Origin of the sequence: Shinella curvata (assembly GCF_022899935.1) — a bacterium.
GTDB classification, from domain to species: domain Bacteria; phylum Pseudomonadota; class Alphaproteobacteria; order Rhizobiales; family Rhizobiaceae; genus Shinella; species Shinella curvata.
Genome location: NZ_JALJCJ010000001.1, coordinates 314,150 through 333,754, shown reverse-complemented (window position 1 = coordinate 333,754; position 19,605 = coordinate 314,150). Strand labels below are relative to the sequence as shown.

Sequence of the window (19,605 nt, the reverse complement as noted above, 5' to 3'; positions counted from 1 at the left end):
ATGCAGTTTCTTCTCCGCGCCGCTCTTTCCGCCTGCCTCGTCTTTTCCGCACCAATTGCCGCCAGCGCCGAGGGTTTTCCCGTCCGCGATGTTCGCAAGGTCGTCGTCAGCGGTGACGGGAACGTGCCACCGGTGGTTCTCAAGCGAACCGATGCCTACCTGAAGCGTGCCGCCCAGGCGACGCGCCGGGCGGTGACCATCGACCGGGCGTCGATGGATGTGCGCGTGAGTGGGGTCAAGCAATCGGCAAACGGCGCCAGTTCGGCAAATGTCACGGTCACGCTTTCCGATCTCAAGGGCGGCGTCGCATCCCGCAACACGATGACCGTCAACAGTTTCATGCCGTCCAGCAAGGGGCGCGAGGCCGCGCTGGGTGACGCCATCGCCAAGCGCGTGGCGATCGCCTACCGCCTGTCGCCGGTCGCCGCCGGTAAGCTGAATGAAGGCAAACGCCCCTCCAAGGGACGCAAATATGCCGGTGGCAAGCGCAAGCCGGCCGTGCAGCGGAGCGTGCAGTCCCGCTCGCGCAAGGACGACCGCCCGCTGGTCGTTCCGACCGATGCGGCGCTGACGGTGCGTTCGCGCGCACTTGCCGAAGGATCGACGAAAAAGGTCGCCCCCTGCGTGGTCACGCAGACGATCAGCTGCGACTGATCTTCTCCATGCTCTAAGACCATCGATCTAGTCGCTGCCCCTTCAAGCCCCCGTTTCCCCATGCTAAGCCGTTTTCAAAACGGGAGGAACCGAGGCGTCATGAAGGAAATTCTCCACGAGCTCGAAGTCCGGCGCGAGCGCGCCCGCATGGGCGGCGGCCAGGGGCGCATCGATGCGCAGCACAAGCGCGGCAAGCTGACGGCGCGCGAACGCATCGATGTCTTTCTGGACGAGGGGTCGTTCGAGGAATTCGACATGTTCGTCGAGCACCGCTCGACGGATTTCGGCATGGAGAAATCGAAGATCGCTGGCGATGGCGTGGTTACCGGCTGGGGCACCGTCAACGGCCGAACCGTCTTCGTCTTCGCCAAGGATTTCACCGTCTTCGGCGGATCGCTGTCCGAAACCCATGCCCAGAAGATCATGAAGGTCCAGGATATGGCGCTGAAGAACCGCGCGCCGATCATCGGCCTCTACGATGCCGGCGGGGCGCGCATCCAGGAGGGCGTGGCAGCACTCGGCGGCTATGCCGAGGTCTTCCAGCGCAACGTGCTGGCATCAGGCGTCATCCCGCAGATTTCCGTCATCATGGGACCCTGCGCCGGCGGTGACGTTTATTCGCCGGCGATGACCGACTTCATCTTCATGGTGCGTGATACGTCCTACATGTTCGTGACCGGACCCGATGTCGTGAAGACCGTCACCAACGAGACGGTGACTTCGGAAGAGCTTGGTGGCGCCTCGGTTCACACCACGAAATCGTCGATCGCCGATGGCGCCTACGACAATGACGTCGATGCGCTGTTGCAGGTGCGCCGGCTCATCGATTTCCTGCCACAGTCCAACACAGCGCCCGTGCCTGAAATCGAGTGCTTCCAGCCGGTCGACGACGTGGACGAGTCGCTCGACACGCTCGTTCCGGCCAATGCCAACAAGCCTTATGATATCAAGGAATTGATCCTCAAGACCGTCGACGAGGGCGACTTCTTCGAGATCCAGGAGAGTTTTGCCAAAAACATCGTCTGCGGCTTCGGTCGCATCGAGGGCTCCACAGTCGGATTCGTCGCCAACCAGCCGATGGTGCTGGCGGGGGTGCTCGATTCGGATGCCAGCCGCAAGGCGGCGCGTTTCGTGCGCTTCTGCGATTGCTTCGGCATTCCCGTCGTTACCTTCGTCGATGTGCCGGGTTTCCTGCCGGGCACCGCGCAGGAATATGGCGGTCTCATCAAACACGGCGCAAAACTGCTCTTCGCCTTTGCCGAAGCGACCGTGCCGAAGGTGACGGTGATTACCCGCAAGGCCTATGGCGGCGCCTATGACGTGATGGCTTCGAAACACCTGCGCGGCGACTTCAACTATGCCTGGCCGACGGCGCAGATCGCGGTCATGGGCGCCAAGGGGGCGGTGGAGATCATCTTCCGCAAGGATATCGCCGATCCCGAAAAGATCGCCGAACACACGAAGATGTACGAGGATCGTTTTCTTTCGCCCTTCGTGGCGGCCGAGCGAGGTTATATCGACGAGGTGATCATGCCGCATTCGACGCGCAAGCGCATTGCGCGCGCCTTGCGCCTCCTGCGCAACAAGGATCTGCAAAACCCATGGAAAAAACATGATAACATTCCCCTCTGAGCAAAACGGAAGGGAGTGCATGCCATGTTCGACCGTTTGTCCGCCTGCCAGCCGCAGGCGCTTGCCGTGCTGCGCATCGTCTCGTCGCTGCTCTTCATCGAGCACGGCACGCAGAAATTCTTCAATTTTCCGCCAGCCGAACAGCCGTTCGGCGACCTGATGAACCTCATCGGGCTTGCGGGCGCACTGGAGGTGGTCGGTGGGATATTGCTGCTGGTCGGTCTGTTCACGCGGCCGGTGGCCTTCGTACTCTGCGGCTTCATGGCCGTCGCCTATTTCATGGCGCACGCGCCGCAGAGCTTCTTTCCGGTCAACAATCGCGGCGATGCCGCGATCCTCTTCTGCTTCGTTTTCCTTTACCTGACGGCCGCGGGGCCGGGGGCATTTGCCCTCGACAATCGCAACCGTTAGTTATCGCAATTCCGGACGCAAAACCGCTTCGCACTTTTGCTGGAATGGCTCTTAGGCGACGAACTTCAGGCCGAGAATACCGGTGACGATCAGCGCGATGCAACCGATACGCATGGCGGTGACGGGTTCGGCGAAAAGGATAATGCCGAGAATGACGGTGCCGACGGTACCGATGCCGGTCCAGATGGCATAGGCCGTTCCCATCGGAAGCGTCTTCACGGCGAGGCCGAGAAGCACGATGCTGATCACCATCGAACCCGCCGTCAGGACGGTGGGAACCAGTCTGGTGAAGCCGTCGGTATATTTGAGGCCGATGGCCCAGCCGATTTCAAAGATGCCGGCGAGGGTAAGAAGGATCCAGGGCATGTGGCTACTCCGTTTCAAAGGAGCGAGGCCGTCCCCGCGATCGTAACCGGGATTGTTCCCGGCGGTAGCCGTCTACCGGGGCGGAATATTGCTCATTGCCAACGGAAGGGCAAGGGCGGGGGCGTCATGTCAGCCATGCGCTCCCACCATATCGACGCGATGTTTCAGCCGAGGCGTTCGGCGTGCCACTTCAGATGCTCGTCCATGAAGGTCGAGATGAAGTAGTAGGAATGATCGTAGCGTTCGTGCATGCGCAGCGTCAGCTTGATGTCGGTGTCCTTGATCGCCTCTTCGAACAGCCAGGGCCGCAGGCCGTTGTCGAGGAAGCCGTCGGCCTTGCCCTGGTCGATCAGGAACTCCGGAAAGCGCGCGCCATCTTCGACGAGCGCGCAGGCGTCATATTCGCGCCAGGCCGCCTTGTCCGCGCCGAGGTATTTTTCCAAGGCCGGCACGGACCAGTCGGCGCTGGAAGGGGCGACGATCGGCGCGAAGGCGGAGCAGCTCTTGAAACGGTCCGGATGTTTCAGAGCGATCGTCATGGCGCCGTGGCCACCCATCGAGTGGCCGAAAATGCCCTGGCGGTCCATGTCCATACGGAAATGCTGGCGCAGGAAGTTTGGCAATTCCTCCGTCACATAGCTGTACATCTGGTAGTTCTCGGCCCAGGGCTGTTCGGTGGCGTCGAGATAGAAGCCGGCGCCCTTGCCCATCTGCCAGTTGGTCAGTTCGTCCGGCACGTCGTTGCCGCGCGGGCTGGTGTCCGGGCAGACGACGATCAGGCCGAGTTCGGCGGCCATGCGGCGGTACTCGCCCTTTTCCATCACGTTGGCGTGGGTGCAGGTGAGGCCGGAGAGATACCAGAGCACGGGACGCGGCTCCTTGATCGCCTGCGGCGGCACGAAGACAGCAAAGTTCATTTCGGTCTTGCAGGCTTCCGATTCATGGGCAAACACGCCCTGCATGCCGCCGAAAGCCGTGTTCTGAGAAAGCACTTTCATGGAAAACTCCTGTTGTCAGGACGCCAGCGACACTGCCGCATTGACCGCGGCGGCGACCAGCACCGTGTTGAAGAAGAACGAAACCACGGCGTGCAGCAGGTTGACCTTGCGCATCGCCGTCGAGGTGATGGCGACGTCTGACGTCTGCGCCGTCATGCCGATCACGAACGCGAAATAGAGGAAATCGTAAACGCCGGGCGGGGCCTTGCCGGGAAAATCCAGGCTGCGGCCTGCGTCTTCGCTCTCCTCCGTGCTGCCGGGGCGCCAGTAGAGATGGGCATAGTGCAGCGCCGCCATGGTATGGATGGTGAGCCAGCCGAGCGCCACGGAGGCGAAGGCGAGCACGAATTCGATGCCGGAGGCGGCGCGTTCGTTGAGGACGACGAAGAGCGAGCCCGTGGAAACGGCGACGGCCAGAAGCGTCACGGCGAAGATGATAGCGACGGGCTCGTCGGCATCCGTCGCATAGTGCTCGAGATAGGAGGCCGTCAGACTTGGGAGGCGTATGGCCGTCAGCACGAGATAGCTGAGGAAGAAGGCGATGGCCGCGATGCCGATCGCAAAATCCGGTTTCAGCCAGAGTGCCGGAACGCCGAAGACTACGGCTGCGCCGATGCCCGCATAGAAGGGCACATGCCGGCCATAGATCTTGCGTCCCGGAGCCTTCGTCATGAACTTGTCCGCGTGCTTTTCGCCCGGCGGCACAGGCGGTCGAGCGTTTCGAGGAAGGCGGAACGGTCACGCGGCGAGAAGGCGGCGTTGTAGCCCTTGCTTTCGCCGGTCTCGCGCAGATGCGCGCCGAGGTCGCGCATGGCGCTCGCCATGCCGATATTGGCCTGGTCGAAGAGCCGGCCGGTCGGTCCGGTCACGTGGGCACCCTTGGCGACGCAACGTACGGCGAGCGGCACATCCGCCGTCACGACGATATCGCCTTCGATGACATTGTCGGCGATCCAGTTGTCTGCCGCATCGAAGGCGCCGGACACGATGATGTTCTTCACCATCGGGTCGCGTGAGGGGCGCAGGCCCGAATTGGCGACGAAGGTCACGGGCAGGCCGTGACGCTCGCCGACTTTGAGAATTTCCGCTTTCACCGGGCAGGCGTCGGCGTCGACATAGATGGTTGGTGGCGTGTCAGTCATCGCAGTAACGGAGCGTGTCCCTGGCGGCGTTCCCGTGAAACGGTCTTTCCAGACGTGTAGCAAGTCCGGCAGGCAGGAATAGCACCCTTAATTGTCTCGCTGTGGTCAGAGTGGTGGCTGACGGCTTCCCGCCGGTCGCACCATATCGATATGCGGAATGCCGTCCTCGACATATTCCTCCGAGGTCGGCGAAAAGCCCAGCGCCTTGTAGAAGCGCTCCAGGTAGCTTTGCGCGGAAAGTTCGATCGCAGCGCCCGGGAAGTGCTGCTCGCAGGCGCGGATGGCTTCCTGCATGATCGTTTCTCCGAGCCCCTTGCCGCGATGACCGGGCGCCACGAGCACCCGGCCGATGCGCGGCGGGCCATCGCCCGGCGGCAACAGCCGCGCATAGGCGGCAGTGTCGCCGTCGATCAGCAGCCGCAGGTGCAGCGCGTCGCAATCCTTGCCGTCCAGCTCCGGATAGGCGCAGGCCTGCTCGACGACGAAGACCGCCACGCGCAGTTTCAGGAGCGCATAAAGCTCGACGGCGGAGAAGGCTTCCATTCTCCGCACGTCGATGCCGTAGGGTGTCTGCGTGCTCAATAGACGACCACGCCGCGGATGCTCTCACCCTTGTGCATGAGTTCGAAGCCGTGGTTGATGTCTTCGAGCGGCATGGTGTGGGTGATCATCGGGTCGATCTGGATCTTGCCGTCCATGTACCAGTCGACGATCTTCGGCACGTCCGTGCGACCACGCGCGCCGCCGAAGGCCGTGCCCATCCAGTTGCGGCCGGTGACCAGCTGGAACGGACGCGTCGAGATTTCCTGGCCGGCGCCGGCAACGCCGATGATGACCGACTTGCCCCAGCCGCGATGCGAGCTTTCGAGCGCCTGGCGCATCACCTTGGTATTGCCCGTGCAGTCGAACGTGTAGTCCGCGCCGCCGATCAGGTCGTTGCCGCGCTTCGTCATGTTGACGAGATAGGGCACGATGTCGTCGCCGACTTCCTTCGGATTGACGAAATGCGTCATGCCGAACTTTTCGCCCCAGGCCTTGCGGTCCGGGTTGATGTCGACGCCGATGATCATGTCGGCACCGGCAAGGCGCAGGCCCTGCAAGACGTTGAGGCCGATGCCGCCGAGGCCGAAGACGATCGCCGTCGAGCCGATCTCGACCTTGGCCGTGTTGATGACCGCGCCGATGCCGGTCGTGACACCGCAGCCGATGTAGCAGACCTTGTCGAAGGGCGCGTCCGGATTGATCTTGGCAAGCGCGATCTCCGGCAGGACCGTGAAGTTGGAGAAAGTCGAGCAGCCCATATAGTGGTGGATCTTGTCCTTGCCGATCGAGAAGCGCGAGGTGCCGTCGGGCATCAGGCCCTGGCCCTGGGTGGCGCGGATCGAGGTGCAGAGATTGGTCTTGCGGCTGGTGCAGGAATAGCATTCGCGGCATTCCGGCGTGTAGAGCGGAATGACATGATCGCCCTTCTTGAGAGATGTCACGCCGGGACCGACATCGACGACAATGCCGGCGCCCTCATGGCCGAGAATGGCCGGGAACAGGCCTTCCGGGTCGGCGCCCGAGAGCGTGAAGTCGTCGGTGTGGCAGATGCCAGTGGCCTTCACCTCGACCAGCACTTCGCCGGCGCGCGGGCCTTCCAGCTGTACGGTCATGATTTCAAGCGGTTTTCCTGCCTGAACGGCAACGGCGGCGCGTACGTCCATGTTCGTCTCCCTTTACGGATTCTCTGTCGGGCGGACCATTGCAGAGCCGGCCCGGCCTCTCAAGTGCGGTGAGTGGAAAAATCAGTCCTGATCGCGGGCAATCAACCGCGCGATTTCGGCTTCGAGCGCGGCGATGGCCTTGCCTGTCTGGTCGTGCAGCTGGTGCACCTCGCGCAATTGCCGAAGAAGCGGATGCAGGTGATCGTCGCCCGTGGGATCGGCTGGTGCCTCGCCTATACCGGCAATCAGCCAGGAAGGGGATACCGAGAGCACGCCGGCCAGCATGAAGAGAGCCTTGGTGTCCGGCTCGGCATGATCTCGTTCCCAGCCGCTCACGGTCTCCTCGGGAAGCCCGATCCGCGATGCGAGATCCGCAAGCTCGAGGCCAAGCGCGTCGCGGGCGCGCCAGATGCGTCCGCCGAGCGTATCACCGTCGGCACGGCCCGACGGGAAGGGGATGGTGTTGCTCTCGCCGGGAAAGGTCATCGCGGCCTCCATTTCTTCTTGGGGCGAGTTTACAGGCAAGTCGCCGCGCCGGGCTACCTCAAATGCGCCGCCGCGCGCCGCCCGCGTCACGGCCGCCCCCGACCGGCAGGATTTCCGGCATTGCCAGCCGGAGGAAAAGGGTTATGCAGAGGCGAAAAAGGAGTCGCCCATGAACGCCAAAGCCAGCGCCATCGACAATTCCGGCGGAAGCGTCATGCAGGGCGTCGCACTGATGGCCGTTGCCATGCTGCTTCTGCCGGGCATGGATGCGATTGCCAAATACATGGCGAACTTCGTCGGCATGTCGCCGGGGCAGGTGACGTTCTACCGCTTCTTCTTCCAGGTGCTGTGCACGGTCCCACTCGTCTTCATGGCTGGCGGCCGGGAGATGCTGCGGCCGAAACGCCCGTGGATGAACCTTTTGCGCGGGGCGATCCACGGTGCCGCGAGCCTCCTCTTCTTCGCTGCCGTGAAATACATGCCGCTCGCCGATGTCTTCGCAATCTATTTCGTCGAGCCCTTCATCCTCACGGCCATGTCGGCGATCTTCCTTGGCGAGCGTGTCGGCTGGCGCCGCTGGCTCGCCATCATGGTGGGTTTCGGCGGCGCGCTTATCGTCATCCAGCCGAGCTTCGTGCTGTTCGGCTGGACCGCGCTTCTGCCGGTTGCCTGCGCCTTCCTCTATTCCATCTATCTCTTCATGAACCGCGCGCTGGGTGATGCCGACTCGCCGCTGACCATGCAAACCGTTGCCGGCTTCGGCGGCACCATCTTCATGGGAGCCGCGCTGTTCCTCGGCGATTCGGCCGGCATTGCGGACTTTGCGCCGTCGCTGCCCGATTCCGCCTTCTCGCTCGTGTTGCTCCTCATCTTGGGGGCGCTGTCCGGCTATGCGCATATGCTGGTCGTGCGCGCCTTCCGCATGGCACCGCTGTCGCTTCTCGCCCCCTTCCAGTATTTCGAGATCATCTCGGCCACGGTGCTCGGTTATGCGATCTTCGGCGACTTCCCGACGCCCTCGAAATGGCTGGGCATTGCCATCATCGTCGCTTCCGGCCTCTTCATCATCTGGCGCGAGCACAAGAACCGTGCGCCCACGACGAGCGCTGCCTTCGACTAAAGTGCTTGGCGCGATGGACAATTTGCAACACTGCCGCCGTTGAACGGGCACCGCGTTTGTGGCTACAACTCCCGTAGAGACTGCCGGGAGGAAAGCATGTTCAAGAAAATCCTGATTGCCAATCGCGGCGAGATCGCCTGCCGCGTCATCAAGACGGCACGCAGGATGGGCATTGCCACCGTCGCGGTTTATTCCGACGCCGATCGTGATGCATTGCACGTTGAAATGGCCGACGAGGCCGTGCATATCGGCCCGCCAGCCGCCGCCGAAAGCTATCTCGTCGCCGAGAAGATCATCGCCGCCTGCAAGGCGACAGGCGCTGAAGCCGTGCATCCGGGCTATGGTTTCCTCTCTGAACGCGCCAGTTTTTGCGAGGCACTTGAGGCGGAAGGTATCATTTTCATCGGTCCCAAGCCCAAGGCAATCCGCGCTATGGGCGACAAGATCGAATCGAAGAAATTCGCCAATGCCGCCAGCGTCTCGACGGTGCCGGGTTTCCTTGGCGTCATCGAGGATGCCGGCCATGCCGAGCGCATTGCCGGCGAGATCGGCTATCCCGTGATGATTAAGGCGTCGGCCGGCGGCGGCGGCAAGGGCATGCGTATCGCCTGGGATGAAAGCGAAGTGCGTGACGGTTTCGAGCGTGCCCGCTCCGAGGCGAAAAGCTCGTTTGGAGACGATCGCGTCTTCATCGAGAAGTACATCGTCGATCCCCGCCATATCGAGATTCAGGTGCTCGCCGACGGGCATGGCACGGCGCTCTATCTCGGCGAACGTGAATGCTCCATCCAGCGGCGAAACCAGAAAGTGGTTGAGGAGGCGCCGTCGCCTTTCCTTGACGAGGTCACGCGCCGCGCCATGGGCGAGCAGTCCGTGGCACTGGCCAGGGCCGTCGACTACCAGAGCGCCGGCACGGTGGAGTTCATCGTCGACCGCGATCGTAATTTCTATTTCCTCGAAATGAACACGCGTCTGCAGGTGGAGCATCCGGTTACGGAACTCGTCACCGGCATCGACCTCGTCGAGCAGATGATCCGGGTCGCGGCGGGCGAAAAGCTGGCGCTGTCGCAGGCGGACATCAGGCTGGACGGCTGGGCGATCGAAAGCCGGCTTTATGCCGAGGATCCCTATCGCAATTTTCTGCCCTCCATCGGCCGTCTCACCCGCTACCGGCCGCCTGCCGAAGGGCGTAGCGGCGCTGCGCTGGTTCGTAACGATACCGGCGTCTACGAAGGCGCCGAAATCTCCATGTATTACGACCCGATGGTCGCAAAGCTCTGCACCTGGGCTCGGACCCGTCTCGAGGCGATCGACGCCATGAGCGACGCGCTGGACGGGTTCACCGTCGACGGCATCGAGCACAATGTGCCCTTCCTCGCCTCCCTGATGCGCCACCCGCGCTGGCGGGAAGGGCGGCTTTCCACCGGCTTCATTGCGGAAGAATATCCCGAGGGGTTTGCGCCCACCATGCCGATGGCGGAGGAGGCAGGCATCCTTGCCCGGATCGCCCTGTCTGCCCATCTCATCGACGCCACTCGTCGCGCCAACCACCTCGACCGTCTCCGGCCGGCGCAAGGCTTGCGTCGCGATTGGGTGGTGAAGATCGGTGACGACTATCACGCGCTCGCGTCCGATGATGCCGTCGCGACGGAGTGGCGGCCGGGTGAGGCGGTCTGGCACGGCACGATCGACGGGCGGCGCGTGACGGCACAGCTGCGGCCCTTCGCGAACGGCATGCGCATCGACTGGCAGGGTCTTTCCGTGCGCACGCGCGTCTTCACGCCGCGCCATGCGGAGCTCGACGCGCTGATGCCCGTCAAACTGCCGCCGGACACATCGAAGATGCTGCTCTGCCCCATGCCGGGCCTCGTCGTGTCCATCTCGGTCAGCGAGGGGCAGGAAGTGAAGGCGGGCGAGACGCTGGCGGTGGTCGAGGCGATGAAGATGGAAAACGTGCTGCGCGCCGAACGGGACCTGACGATCGGCTCCATCCGGGCGAAACCCGGCGAAAGCCTCGCGGTCGATGCCGTCATCATGGAATTCGCGTAAGTCCGGCTCTTAATATTTGTTAGGATGTTGCCGCTAGCCTTCAATTGCCTGCCATGACGGTCAGGGAGGACGGCATGTCGACATCCCTTTCGGTTCTCCTTCTGCTGGCGATCAATCTCGGCCTGATCTGGCTCTTGATCGCGGCTCCCATTGGACGCCGCACGCTCCAGCTCACCCGCATCTTCAAAGCGCCGCCGAACCGAATCGCGGCACTTGTCAGCCCGCTCGGCGCAGAAGCCGACTGGCACCCTTCCATCGTCGCCAGCGAACGGCTTTCTCCGGACCGCGTGAGGCAGACCCTGTCGCAGCCCGATCGCCACGGTGCCCCCATCATGCGCACGCTGGAGGTCAGTGAGGCGCTGGATACCGGGGGCCTTGCCTGCGAGACGCGGGTGGTCGATGACAGCGCGCTCGACGCCTCCTTCTGGGGGCACTATGTCGAACGGCGATTCCTGCGGCCCGTGCCGGGCGGCACGATGCTCATCGTCGAGCAGACCGACCGCTATCGTGGTATCGCCTTCCTGCTCTTCCGTTACATACAGCTGCGCCGTGAAATGAAGGCGCTCGACCAATGGCTGGCGACGGGCAGGGGCGACATGGGTGGTGTGCTCGAAAGCCCATGGACGCAGGCGGGTCTCGCGGTGCTGTCCACGCTGCTGCTTTGGCCGTTCTTCGGTCTGACGATACAGGGGCTCCAGCTATCGTCACTGTTGACGGTAGTCATCGTGCTGCATGAACTCGGCCACATGGCCGCCTACCGGGCCTTCGGGCATCAGAGGGTGCGCATGATCTTCGTGCCACTGCTCGGCGGCATCGCGGTCGGCGGCCGGCCTTACAATTCCCATTTCGAAGTGGCTGTCTGCGCGCTGATGGGCGCCGGCATGTCGGCCTTCCTCGTCCCGCCGCTGATCGCGCTGCATGACAGCGGAAGCGTGACGGGGCCTGGTTTGCTCGTCTTCATGCTGATTCTCGGCGCCTTCAACCTTCTGAACCTTCTGCCTATGCATCGTTTCGACGGCGGGCAGGTCCTGCGGCAGGTCTTTTCGACGCGAGCGAGCCTGCTGATCGCCAGTTTCCTGGTGACGCTGGCGATTCTGTGGGTCGGCTGGCGCATCGGCCTGCCGGCGCGCATGCTGATTGCCGGCTTGGCGATCTTTACCGTGCTGAGCCTTCTCGGCGCCGGCGGCGTCAAACCGCGCAAGGCGCTCGACCCGATGACCGCGCCGCAACGTCTGCTTGCCGGCTTCGGCCTCTATGCGGCGCTCGTGCTGCATGGTTACGCGATCGTCTATGCCTGCGGCAGGCTGCTGGACTGACAGTCCGCCTCTGAAACGGTGTCGCCGAACACCCGCTCGAAGGAGGTGCGGATGCGTATGTCCACATCGCTCATCATGACGGGCAGGCCGAGGTCCACGAGGCTCGTGACCCCATAGCCGCGAATGCCGCAGGGGACGATGCCGGAGAAGTGCTCGAGATCCGGATCGACATTGAGCGAGAAGCCGTGAAAGCTCACCCAGCGCCGCAGGCGAATGCCGATCGCGGCGATCTTGTCTTCGGCCGGCGACCCATCCGGCAGCACCGGCCGTTCCGGGCGGCGCACCCACACGCCGACTCGGTCCTCGCGGCGTTCGCCGCGCACATTCATGGAATCGAGCGTGTCGATCACCACGGCTTCGAGCGCAGCCACGAAGGCGCGCACATCCTGACGCCGCCGCTTCAGGTCCAGCATGACATAGACGACCCGCTGGCCGGGGCCGTGATAGGTGTATTCGCCGCCGCGGCCTGTGGAAAACACCGGGAAACGATCCGGTGCGACAAGGTCGGCGGAATCGGCGCTCGTTCCGGCGGTATAGAGCGGGGGATGTTCGACCAGCCAGACCAGTTCGTCGGCCTCGCCGCGGGCGATCGCCGCCGCCTCGTTTTCCATGGTTTGCACGGCCTCCTCATAGGAAACCGGCTCTCTCGCGATACGCCAGCGCACCGGCGGCGAGCCAGGAATGGCAAGAAGGGAGATGGAGATGTCCTGACGCTGCATGATGGCCGTCCTTTCGGATTTCTTGTGCCAGATATAGGCGCGATCATGCAAGGATTTCAGGGGTTTCAGGGTGTTCGCGAAAGCCCTGTTGAAATTGTTTCGCTTTCCGTCATTTTTCTTTCGTATCGGCCTTGCACCCCCCAAATGCTTTTGCTACATGCACCTCCGTCGCCGCAAGGTGACGCCTACCACGATGCGGTCGTGGCGGAATTGGTAGACGCGCAGCGTTGAGGTCGCTGTGGGGCAACCCGTGGAAGTTCGAGTCTTCTCGACCGCACCAAGAACCCGGCCTAGTGCCGGGTTTTTCTTTTTCTATTCAGTCACATAGGTTCCTGATCGGCCCAAAGTTTTCAGGACATTGGACCAAATTACCCCACGCACCCACTACCAACCTTCGCCATCGCTGTCTTGGCGAGGTTCCAGCGCTCGATGCGGCGGGTGTAAACCTCATTCGTTTTCGCTTCAGAATGGCCGAGGATGGCCATGATGTCGTATTGCGAGCTTCTCATCTCCGCCAGGCCTTTCCTGACGCCACGGGCAGACAGATGCCCGAGCCCCGCGTCCTGGCACCCGTGCTTGAACATGGCGGACATCGCGTCCCCGCTGGCTCGAACTCGTTTCGTATGCTGCAGAGCCCCGGCGCCGTCATTGAGCACCTTCTGTCGTGCCGGGCGGCGCGTCTTTCGGTATCATCCCATGTGACACGCAAAACAGAATGTAGAGATCTTGCACGCTCGCCGAGGACGCGCGCTGCTCGTCGGCGAAAGTGGAGAGGTCGCGGAAGATGGCGGAGCCTGCGCGGCACTTCCAGCCGTGTCTTTGCCTGAAGTAGGCGACAAGGTCTTCAGCCGCCATTGCCGCGCTCCTTCCCCAGAGCGTCGCGGCCGCGTGTTGTAATGACCCATCGGCCGCGTGTTGTAATGACCCATCGTCTAGGGTTCACAAGGACTGACGTTACGCCTTTTCGCCGGCAAAACTGGCGGACCGGATCGTCTTTGCGTTCAGCCAGTTTTAGCGATCTACCATCCCGCACGCACTCCAGGAGTTCTCCTTGTTCGCCAGTAAGATTCATCCCTTCACCTCCCATATGGGCGACTGGCCGCTTCCCCCGACTTGATGCCGAGCGATTGCTCTGCCTGCTTGCGGAGGATTTCGGCCATGCACGCTTGATGGCGCGCCGTTCCTCAAATTGATCTCCCGTCCTCGACAGGGTGATCGATAAAATCCAGGATTATCTTGTCGACGCCATTGTCAACATGAACAGCGGCACGTCGGGCGGCGGCGGGTTCCTCGGCGGCCTTTTCAGTCTCTTCGGTAGTGGTGGAGCGTCCGCGGACCCTTGAGCCGGCATGCAGGTCACCCCCTTCGACGGCGGCGGCTATACCGGCAAGCGTTCGCGCTCGGGCGCTATGGACGGGAAGGGCGGCTTCATGGCGCTCCTCCACCCCGACGAGATGGTCATCGACCACACCAAATAAGGTGGTTCGCCAAGCACATCCTGTGAAGGCCGGACCGTAGCCGAGGTGAGGGATATCGAGTCTCGCATCATGCAGAATACCGCACGCAAAACGGCCGAAATCGTGAAGCAAAACAACAACGAACGCATGGCAGTTGCCGGCGTTTGCCTGCCCTAAACGCCGAAAAGAATCCACGGCGGAATGCCGATGACAATTGCACCGGCCACGATGAGCGCACCGGCCGCCAGCAATGTGTGATCCCGATCCTTCTGCTCCTGCGATCTGCCCTTCATGTCGGCCTCCAGCCAGCGTGATCGGCGCTGAAATTCCCGACGGCCCGCTTTGTTCCAGCCGGCCTGCCTCTCCTTAGAAAGGACGGCCATGACAATGACCCCGCAGGTCTAGGAGCGCTTGAGTGTGCTCGGCTTCTACGCCGGCCCGAAAGGCGCCGGTGGCGACTGCGGCCCCGAGACGATCGGCGGTGGCCACACCAGCTGACCGGCGACATCAAGTTCGTACGAGAGATTCTGCAGCGAAGCGAGGCGGCGCAGCGCGATGATATTTCGCGTCCATAAAGTTGGAGCTTCACCAGTTGCTACTTAAAATTTCCGGTCCCATCGCCGAGCCCAAATCCTAGTCAACCGCTGTGCCAAGCGTAGTACAAGAATCCGACTGTTCGAGCATCGGGGGGCAGTTCTCAGTGGCAATCAACACAGAACTGTTGGCAAGAATGTGAAAAGCCACTGCCCTGTTTGGAATTACTGGTCCTATTGACTGATATCAGTGGCCTGACTATTCATAAGAAATCCATAGTCTTAGTGTGCCGAGACGCAGCATGAATCCCTACGAAATATTGCCATCCGCCGCCTTTTGGAAGAGCGGTGTTGTCAGTGCCAATCCATATAAAATGGAGGGGATCTATCGCAAGAAGTTTGAGATCGACCGCACCGCTCGAATTGCAACTGCGGGCTCGTGCTTTGCCCAGCATATTTCGCGGCATCTGAACAAGAATGGGTATCGTGTTCTCGATGTGGAGCCGGCCCCGCTCGGGCTGCCGAGAGAGAAGCATCTGGCGTTTGGCTACAGCACCTACAGCGCTCGATACGGCAACATTTATACCACACGACAGTTGTTGCAACTCGCTCGCGAGGTGGCTGGGGAGTTCATCCCGGAGAACGTCGCCTGGCAGAAAGGCGACAGGTTCGTAGACGCCATGCGACCGGCGGTGGAGCCGAAAGGGCTTCAAAGCCGTAGCGAGGTCACGCTGCATCGTCGCCATCACATCAAGATGGTCGAGAAACTGTTCAAGCAACTCGACATCTTCATCTTCACCCTCGGCCTCACTGAAACATGGCTGCATCGATCGACAGGCACAGTCTACCCGACTGCACCGGGAACGATCGCCGGAACATTCGACGCCAACGAGTTTGTCTTCCAAAACGAGAGCTACGACGAGGTGCTTGGGGCTTTCGAAGAGTGCCAGGAAATCATCAAGCGGATCCGAGGCGGTCGCCCGTTCAAAGTCATCTTGACCGTTTCTCCCGTACCGCTGACGGCGACCGCTACCGGCAACCACGTGCTGGTAGCAACGAGTTATTCGAAGGCGGTTCTTCGGTCCGTTGCCGGCACGCTTTCAGCTCGACATGAACATATCGACTACTTCCCGTCGTACGAGATCGTCACCAATCCGCGACTGCATTCGACAGCGTTTGCAGACAATCTTCGAAGCGTTCGCGACGAAACGGTCGAGTTCGTCATGGGGCACTTCTTCGCAGAACACCCGCCGGTCGCATCAGCCAAGGATGCGCCAAATGAAGAAAGTGCGGGCGATGACGCGAAGGAGGACGTACAGTGTGAAGAGGCCCTTTTAGAAGCGTTTGGCCGATGAAGAAGATCTTATGGTGCGGCGGATCGCATGCAGGCAACGCAAAGGGTCCCATCGGGGCGATATTCCCGGATTTCGAGAACACGTTCTATATAACGGCGGGACCGACCAATCTTCGTTGGTCGCGCGACGGTGGCCGGTACTCGGTCAAAGGTTCGATAGTCGGCGCAAACGGCCGTAGTCCGTCAGAATTCCATGACTTGGCAGACTACGATCGTATCGTCTTCATCGGGCATTGGATTCAGCCGCAGCGCTTCATGAAGGGGCCGGCACCGCTATCGGATGCCGTGCTCGACGAGATGTTTCCGGAAGCCGATTTCCTGATTAATTCGCCGACCAAGATCTACAACGAGGTTCTTGAGGTCTTTCCTCGCCTGGCACCCGGTAGATGCGTTCTGCTCTGTGATCCACTTTCGAATATGCTGGAACTCACCCAGGTTCCTGTCAGGGCGAAGGTGCGATTTCTGGAAAAGGCAGCGGAGTTCTGCGCAGCGAGAAGAATTGGATTCGTCTCTCAGCCGGAAACCACCCTCAATACCAAGATGGTGACGAAGAGGAAGTTCAATAGAAGGGACGGCGACTTCATCCACATGAACGACCGGTTCTGGAAATCGTATCTGAAGAAGGTTCGCGACTACATGGACGGCCAAGGGGCGAACCCTTGATCGGCCAGTCCCAAATAAGATGCTTATCTGTCGAGCAATTACACCGCATTTTGCCGGTGTTCAGCGATATTTTCGAACCCACCCGTCGCGATCGGGGGGGCGCTGCAGGCATGTTTTTTGTTCTTTTTGCGCGGAGCGTCAAGTAGGCGGTGTAGGGTCAGAGGGAAACGAACGACGAATCGGAAGGTGTTCTGGGGTATCCACATTGCCGAGAAAACGATGGATGCTTTTGCAGGCGGAGGCCCGCAAAGGGTGCGCGATCGTTGGACCATTGAACGCCCGAATTCCAGCGTGTTGCGTCGGTTTGGCGAGTCTTCTCAACCGCACTAAAAAAGATCCGCCGAAAGGCGGATCTTTTTGTTTCTGCGTTTTTGTTCCCGTCAAGAAACGACATGCACACGCGCTTCCCGCGCCGCAGCAATGAAGGCCAACCGGGCGCGGGCCGCGCTCATCCGGCCCTCCAGTGCGCGGGCGCAGAAGGCGAGCGCCCGCTGATAGGCGCGGCCGTATGTCACCGGCCAGAGTTCGGCAAGCAGGTGCATGGCGCTGGCCACGTCGCGCACGAAACGTGGGCGTTCGGCACCCGGCAGCAGGATGCCCAAAGTCTTGTCCCAGGAAATCATTTTCATTGGTATCGTCCCTTGTATTCGCGCTCAGAAATGCGGGACGAATCCGATTGTTCCGGCTTCGCTGAGATTTTTTCGACGGTGATTCTGCTGTGTTCAGAAAGGTTTGCGCGTATCAGTCCCTGAGCTTGCCGTATTTCTTGACGATGCGCTCGCGCTTCAGCCGGGACAGCCGATCGATCCAGAAGATGCCGTCGAGCTGGTCGATCTCGTGCTGCAGGCAGACGGCAAGCAGGCCATCCGCTTCCTCCGTTTGCAGCGCGCCGGAAAGGTCCCGATAGTTCAGGCGAATGCGGGCAGGGCGCTCTATCTCGTCGGTGACGCCAGGCATGGAGACGCTGCCCTCGGTGTGGCGCTGCATCTCCGGCGAAAACCAGTCGATCACGGGGTTGATATAGACCCTGAGCGAGCCGGGACCGTCGAGTTCGATCACGGTCAGGCGCTCGAGGATGCCGACATGCGCTGCCGTGATGCCGATGCCGGGAGCTGCCCGCATGGTTGCGGCAAGATCTTCGGCGAGGGTCGCCAACCGGGTGTCGAAATCATCCACGAGGCGGCACGGCTGGCGCAGGCGGGGATCGGGATAGCGCACGATGGGCAGGAGGGCCATGGTTTCTCCGGGCGTCGGTTTTCTCTGTCCTAGCCTGTTTGCGGCAAAGGGAAAATGCCGACCGTCGTCCCGACGCGGCAAATCCATCGATTTGCATGGAATTGCAACAGCTTGCGAAAAAAAACCGCCATGCCCGCTTTTGCCGCTTTCGGTGATGGACCGGACGGGCGCTTTGGGTTAGCACGATGAGGCGCGAGACGCCCGGATGCGGGCGATCGCAAGGAACCCTGCATGTAAAATCTCTCGTCTCTGCGCTGCCGGTATGGCCCGTAGAGACGATTCCGACGCAAGGAGCGGCCCGATGGACAACACCGGCGACGACGACCGCATCGAGCAGCAGGGCAGCACCATCGAACACAGTACTTTCGACGGAGAGGACATCTACGCCGAGGACGGCTCGATCCGCTCGGATTTCCTCATGCATGTCGGCGCGGCCATCGCCGACCGTGATCTTCTGTTTCTGCGCCGCCACGTGGCACGCCTGCACGAATCGGAAATGGGTGATCTTCTCGAGGCGATCCAGCCAGAGCAGCGTCGCCAACTCGTTTCGCTGCTCGGCGCTGACTTCGACCTTGCGGCGCTGACCGAGGTCGACGAGGCGATCCGTCTCGATATCGTCGAGCACCTGCCGAACGAGCAGATCGCCGCCGCTATCGGCGAGATGGATTCGGACGATGCCGTCTACATTCTGGAAGACCTTGATCAGGAAGATCAGGAAGAGATCCTCTCCAAGCTGCCGTTTACCGAGCGGATTCGTCTGCGCCGTTCGCTGGACTATCCCGAAAGCACGGCCGGCCGCCGCATGCAGACGGAGTTCGTCGCCGTTCCGCCGTTCTGGACGATCGGTCAGACGATCGATTACCTGCGTGAAGACGCGGACCTGCCGGAGAGCTTTTCGCAGATCTTCGTCATCGACCCGACTTTCCGCCTGCTCGGCGTCGTCGATCTCGACCGAATTCTGCGTACCGCGCGCGGCACGAAGATCGAAACGGTGATGCGCGAGACCAATCACCCGATCCCGGCCGACATGGACCAGGAAGAGGCGGCTCAGCTCTTCGAGCAGTACGACCTGCTTTCCGCCGCCGTCGTCGACGAGAACGGCCGCCTCGTCGGCGTGCTGACCATCGACGACGTGGTCGACGTCATCCAGGAAGAGGCCGAGGAGGACTTGATGCGCCTCGGTGGCGTCGGCGACGAAGAGCTGTCGGACACCGTCATCACCACCTCCCGGTCGCGTGCGCCGTGGCTGCTCGTCAACCTGTTGACGGCGTTCATCTCCGCTTCCGTCATCTCGCTGTTCGAGGCAACGATCGAGCAGATCGTCGCACTGGCCATCCTGATGCCCGCCGTAGCGGGCATGGGCGGCAATGCCGGTTCGCAAACCATGACTGTAACTGTGCGGGCGCTGGCGACGCGCGACCTCGACATCCACAACGCGTGGCGTGTCGTGCGCCGCGAGGCCGGCGTCGGCCTTCTGCACGGGGTCGCATTCGGTCTGATGATCGGCGCCGTCGCGGGGTTTTGGTTTCAGGACATCAATATCGGCGGCGTCATCGCGACGGCCATGCTGATCAACATGTGTGCGGCCGCCCTTGCCGGCATCACCATTCCCATCCTGCTCGACAAGGCGGGGGCGGACCCTGCCGTCTCTTCCAGCGTCTTCGTGACGGCTGTAACGGATATCGTCGGGTTTTTCGCCTTCCTTGGCCTGGCGACATGGTGGTTTGCCATCCATTGACGCGGAAAAATTGACTTATACGTAA

Annotated in this window: 22 protein-coding genes and 1 tRNA gene; 11 read left to right on the top strand and 12 right to left on the bottom strand. The window is 61.7% G+C overall.

What is annotated here, in order from left to right; translation table 11 throughout:
- The 3 genes from MUU55_RS01675 (at window position 1) to MUU55_RS01665 (ending at window position 2,697) form a co-directional block, all read left to right on the top strand.
- On the top strand, window positions 1–654 hold the full coding sequence (locus MUU55_RS01675) for a hypothetical protein (RefSeq protein WP_244759029.1): 654 nt from the start codon (window positions 1–3) through the stop codon (window positions 652–654).
- A gap of 99 nt (window positions 655–753) precedes the next feature.
- Window positions 754–2,286 carry an acyl-CoA carboxylase subunit beta gene (locus MUU55_RS01670; RefSeq protein ID WP_244759028.1) on the top strand — a complete coding sequence of 511 codons (1,533 nt, stop codon included), beginning with the start codon at window positions 754–756 and terminating at the stop codon, window positions 2,284–2,286.
- A gap of 24 nt (window positions 2,287–2,310) precedes the next feature.
- On the top strand, window positions 2,311–2,697 hold the full coding sequence (locus tag MUU55_RS01665; RefSeq protein ID WP_244759027.1) for a DoxX family protein: 387 nt from the start codon (window positions 2,311–2,313) through the stop codon (window positions 2,695–2,697).
- Window positions 2,698–2,748: 51 nt separating this feature from the next.
- Here MUU55_RS01665 and sugE read toward each other — a convergent pair whose 3' ends face one another.
- The 7 genes from sugE to MUU55_RS01630 form a co-directional block, all read right to left on the bottom strand.
- A complete protein-coding gene (gene sugE / locus MUU55_RS01660; protein WP_244759026.1) occupies window positions 2,749–3,063 on the bottom strand; it encodes a quaternary ammonium compound efflux SMR transporter SugE in 315 nt (104 codons plus the stop codon).
- Between the two features lie 164 nt (window positions 3,064–3,227).
- Window positions 3,228–4,061: an S-formylglutathione hydrolase gene (fghA, locus tag MUU55_RS01655; protein ID WP_244759025.1), complete on the bottom strand. Its 834-nt coding sequence runs from the start codon at window positions 4,059–4,061 to the stop codon at window positions 3,228–3,230.
- A gap of 15 nt (window positions 4,062–4,076) precedes the next feature.
- Window positions 4,077–4,733 (bottom strand): DUF1345 domain-containing protein, encoded by a 657-nt coding sequence (locus MUU55_RS01650; RefSeq protein ID WP_244759024.1) that lies wholly within the window; start codon window positions 4,731–4,733, stop codon window positions 4,077–4,079.
- Window positions 4,730–5,203 (bottom strand): YaiI/YqxD family protein, encoded by a 474-nt coding sequence (locus MUU55_RS01645; RefSeq protein WP_244759023.1) that lies wholly within the window; start codon window positions 5,201–5,203, stop codon window positions 4,730–4,732. Before MUU55_RS01645 ends, MUU55_RS01650 begins: the two co-directional genes overlap by 4 nt.
- Before the next feature lie 105 nt (window positions 5,204–5,308).
- Window positions 5,309–5,746, bottom strand: a complete 438-nt coding sequence (locus tag MUU55_RS01640) for a GNAT family N-acetyltransferase (protein WP_425314141.1) — start codon at window positions 5,744–5,746, stop codon at window positions 5,309–5,311.
- A 35-nt stretch (window positions 5,747–5,781) separates the two neighbouring features.
- A complete protein-coding gene (locus tag MUU55_RS01635) occupies window positions 5,782–6,909 on the bottom strand; it encodes an S-(hydroxymethyl)glutathione dehydrogenase/class III alcohol dehydrogenase (RefSeq protein WP_244759021.1) in 1,128 nt (375 codons plus the stop codon).
- 81 nt (window positions 6,910–6,990) lie between these two features.
- Window positions 6,991–7,395, bottom strand: a complete 405-nt coding sequence (locus MUU55_RS01630; RefSeq protein ID WP_244759020.1) for a helix-turn-helix domain-containing protein — start codon at window positions 7,393–7,395, stop codon at window positions 6,991–6,993.
- 169 nt (window positions 7,396–7,564) lie between these two features.
- Here MUU55_RS01630 and MUU55_RS01625 point away from each other — a divergent pair, with 169 nt between their 5' ends.
- The 3 genes from MUU55_RS01625 (at window position 7,565) to MUU55_RS01615 (ending at window position 11,880) form a co-directional block, all read left to right on the top strand.
- Complete coding sequence (locus MUU55_RS01625; RefSeq protein ID WP_244759019.1) at window positions 7,565–8,515, top strand: DMT family transporter; 951 nt, start codon at window positions 7,565–7,567, stop codon at window positions 8,513–8,515.
- A 96-nt stretch (window positions 8,516–8,611) separates the two neighbouring features.
- The gene (locus MUU55_RS01620) at window positions 8,612–10,564 is read left to right on the top strand and encodes an acetyl-CoA carboxylase biotin carboxylase subunit (protein WP_244759018.1); all 1,953 of its coding nucleotides are present in this window, start codon (window positions 8,612–8,614) and stop codon (window positions 10,562–10,564) included.
- 74 nt (window positions 10,565–10,638) lie between these two features.
- A complete protein-coding gene (locus MUU55_RS01615; RefSeq protein ID WP_244759017.1) occupies window positions 10,639–11,880 on the top strand; it encodes a zinc metalloprotease in 1,242 nt (413 codons plus the stop codon).
- Here MUU55_RS01615 and lipB read toward each other — a convergent pair.
- On the bottom strand, window positions 11,853–12,599 hold the full coding sequence (gene lipB / locus MUU55_RS01610; protein ID WP_244759016.1) for a lipoyl(octanoyl) transferase LipB: 747 nt from the start codon (window positions 12,597–12,599) through the stop codon (window positions 11,853–11,855). The two genes, MUU55_RS01615 and lipB, sit on opposite strands and share 28 nt — an antisense overlap.
- Window positions 12,600–12,794: 195 nt before the next feature.
- Between lipB and MUU55_RS01605 the strand changes: the two genes are divergently transcribed.
- Window positions 12,795–12,879: transfer RNA gene (locus MUU55_RS01605), tRNA-Leu, on the top strand.
- Between the two features lie 88 nt (window positions 12,880–12,967).
- On the opposite strand, the gene MUU55_RS01600 is transcribed toward MUU55_RS01605, so the two are convergent.
- Window positions 12,968–13,192 carry a hypothetical protein gene (locus MUU55_RS01600; protein WP_244759015.1) on the bottom strand — a complete coding sequence of 75 codons (225 nt, stop codon included), beginning with the start codon at window positions 13,190–13,192 and terminating at the stop codon, window positions 12,968–12,970.
- 52 nt (window positions 13,193–13,244) lie between these two features.
- Window positions 13,245–13,454: a hypothetical protein gene (locus tag MUU55_RS01595; protein WP_244759014.1), complete on the bottom strand. Its 210-nt coding sequence runs from the start codon at window positions 13,452–13,454 to the stop codon at window positions 13,245–13,247.
- A gap of 494 nt (window positions 13,455–13,948) precedes the next feature.
- Here MUU55_RS01595 and MUU55_RS29040 point away from each other — a divergent pair, with 494 nt between their 5' ends.
- The 3 genes from MUU55_RS29040 to MUU55_RS01585 all read left to right on the top strand — a co-directional run bounded on the left by MUU55_RS29040 (window position 13,949) and on the right by MUU55_RS01585 (window position 16,606).
- Window positions 13,949–14,077: a hypothetical protein gene (locus tag MUU55_RS29040; RefSeq protein WP_280518834.1), complete on the top strand. Its 129-nt coding sequence runs from the start codon at window positions 13,949–13,951 to the stop codon at window positions 14,075–14,077.
- 814 nt (window positions 14,078–14,891) lie between these two features.
- Complete coding sequence (locus MUU55_RS01590) at window positions 14,892–15,944, top strand: GSCFA domain-containing protein (RefSeq protein ID WP_244759013.1); 1,053 nt, start codon at window positions 14,892–14,894, stop codon at window positions 15,942–15,944.
- Complete coding sequence (locus tag MUU55_RS01585) at window positions 15,941–16,606, top strand: hypothetical protein (protein WP_244759012.1); 666 nt, start codon at window positions 15,941–15,943, stop codon at window positions 16,604–16,606. The genes MUU55_RS01590 and MUU55_RS01585 overlap by 4 nt, the downstream gene beginning before the upstream one ends.
- 380 nt (window positions 16,607–16,986) lie before the next feature.
- Here MUU55_RS01585 and MUU55_RS01580 read toward each other — a convergent pair whose 3' ends face one another.
- Both MUU55_RS01580 and MUU55_RS01575 read right to left on the bottom strand, forming a co-directional pair.
- Complete coding sequence (locus MUU55_RS01580; protein WP_244759011.1) at window positions 16,987–17,235, bottom strand: DUF982 domain-containing protein; 249 nt, start codon at window positions 17,233–17,235, stop codon at window positions 16,987–16,989.
- Window positions 17,236–17,347: 112 nt separating this feature from the next.
- Entirely contained in the window at window positions 17,348–17,842 is a 495-nt protein-coding gene (locus MUU55_RS01575) for a peptide deformylase (protein ID WP_244759010.1), read from the bottom strand.
- 301 nt (window positions 17,843–18,143) lie between these two features.
- Between MUU55_RS01575 and mgtE the strand changes: the two genes are divergently transcribed.
- Window positions 18,144–19,580: a magnesium transporter gene (gene mgtE / locus MUU55_RS01570; protein WP_244759009.1), complete on the top strand. Its 1,437-nt coding sequence runs from the start codon at window positions 18,144–18,146 to the stop codon at window positions 19,578–19,580.
- Window positions 19,581–19,605: the final 25 nt, after the last annotated feature.

Excerpts from the sequence above, each read along its gene's own strand:
- MUU55_RS01675 (WP_244759029.1), top strand. The coding sequence starts at position 1 with ATGCAGTTTCTTCTCCGCGCCGCTCTTTCCGCCTGCCTCGTCTTTTCC.
- MUU55_RS01670 (WP_244759028.1), top strand. The coding sequence starts at position 754 with ATGAAGGAAATTCTCCACGAGCTCGAAGTCCGGCGCGAGCGCGCCCGC.
- MUU55_RS01665 (WP_244759027.1), top strand. The coding sequence starts at position 2,311 with ATGTTCGACCGTTTGTCCGCCTGCCAGCCGCAGGCGCTTGCCGTGCTG.
- sugE (WP_244759026.1), bottom strand. The coding sequence starts at position 3,063 with ATGCCCTGGATCCTTCTTACCCTCGCCGGCATCTTTGAAATCGGCTGG.
- fghA (WP_244759025.1), bottom strand. The coding sequence starts at position 4,061 with ATGAAAGTGCTTTCTCAGAACACGGCTTTCGGCGGCATGCAGGGCGTG.
- MUU55_RS01650 (WP_244759024.1), bottom strand. The coding sequence starts at position 4,733 with ATGACGAAGGCTCCGGGACGCAAGATCTATGGCCGGCATGTGCCCTTC.
- MUU55_RS01645 (WP_244759023.1), bottom strand. The coding sequence starts at position 5,203 with ATGACTGACACGCCACCAACCATCTATGTCGACGCCGACGCCTGCCCG.
- MUU55_RS01640 (WP_425314141.1), bottom strand. The coding sequence starts at position 5,746 with ATGGAAGCCTTCTCCGCCGTCGAGCTTTATGCGCTCCTGAAACTGCGC.
- MUU55_RS01635 (WP_244759021.1), bottom strand. The coding sequence starts at position 6,909 with ATGGACGTACGCGCCGCCGTTGCCGTTCAGGCAGGAAAACCGCTTGAA.
- MUU55_RS01630 (WP_244759020.1), bottom strand. The coding sequence starts at position 7,395 with ATGACCTTTCCCGGCGAGAGCAACACCATCCCCTTCCCGTCGGGCCGT.
- MUU55_RS01625 (WP_244759019.1), top strand. The coding sequence starts at position 7,565 with ATGAACGCCAAAGCCAGCGCCATCGACAATTCCGGCGGAAGCGTCATG.
- MUU55_RS01620 (WP_244759018.1), top strand. The coding sequence starts at position 8,612 with ATGTTCAAGAAAATCCTGATTGCCAATCGCGGCGAGATCGCCTGCCGC.
- MUU55_RS01615 (WP_244759017.1), top strand. The coding sequence starts at position 10,639 with ATGTCGACATCCCTTTCGGTTCTCCTTCTGCTGGCGATCAATCTCGGC.
- lipB (WP_244759016.1), bottom strand. The coding sequence starts at position 12,599 with ATGCAGCGTCAGGACATCTCCATCTCCCTTCTTGCCATTCCTGGCTCG.
- MUU55_RS01600 (WP_244759015.1), bottom strand. The coding sequence starts at position 13,192 with ATGTCCGCCATGTTCAAGCACGGGTGCCAGGACGCGGGGCTCGGGCAT.
- MUU55_RS01595 (WP_244759014.1), bottom strand. The coding sequence starts at position 13,454 with ATGGCGGCTGAAGACCTTGTCGCCTACTTCAGGCAAAGACACGGCTGG.
- MUU55_RS29040 (WP_280518834.1), top strand. The coding sequence starts at position 13,949 with ATGCAGGTCACCCCCTTCGACGGCGGCGGCTATACCGGCAAGCGTTCG.
- MUU55_RS01590 (WP_244759013.1), top strand. The coding sequence starts at position 14,892 with ATGAATCCCTACGAAATATTGCCATCCGCCGCCTTTTGGAAGAGCGGT.
- MUU55_RS01585 (WP_244759012.1), top strand. The coding sequence starts at position 15,941 with ATGAAGAAGATCTTATGGTGCGGCGGATCGCATGCAGGCAACGCAAAG.
- MUU55_RS01580 (WP_244759011.1), bottom strand. The coding sequence starts at position 17,235 with ATGAAAATGATTTCCTGGGACAAGACTTTGGGCATCCTGCTGCCGGGT.
- MUU55_RS01575 (WP_244759010.1), bottom strand. The coding sequence starts at position 17,842 with ATGGCCCTCCTGCCCATCGTGCGCTATCCCGATCCCCGCCTGCGCCAG.
- mgtE (WP_244759009.1), top strand. The coding sequence starts at position 18,144 with ATGGACAACACCGGCGACGACGACCGCATCGAGCAGCAGGGCAGCACC.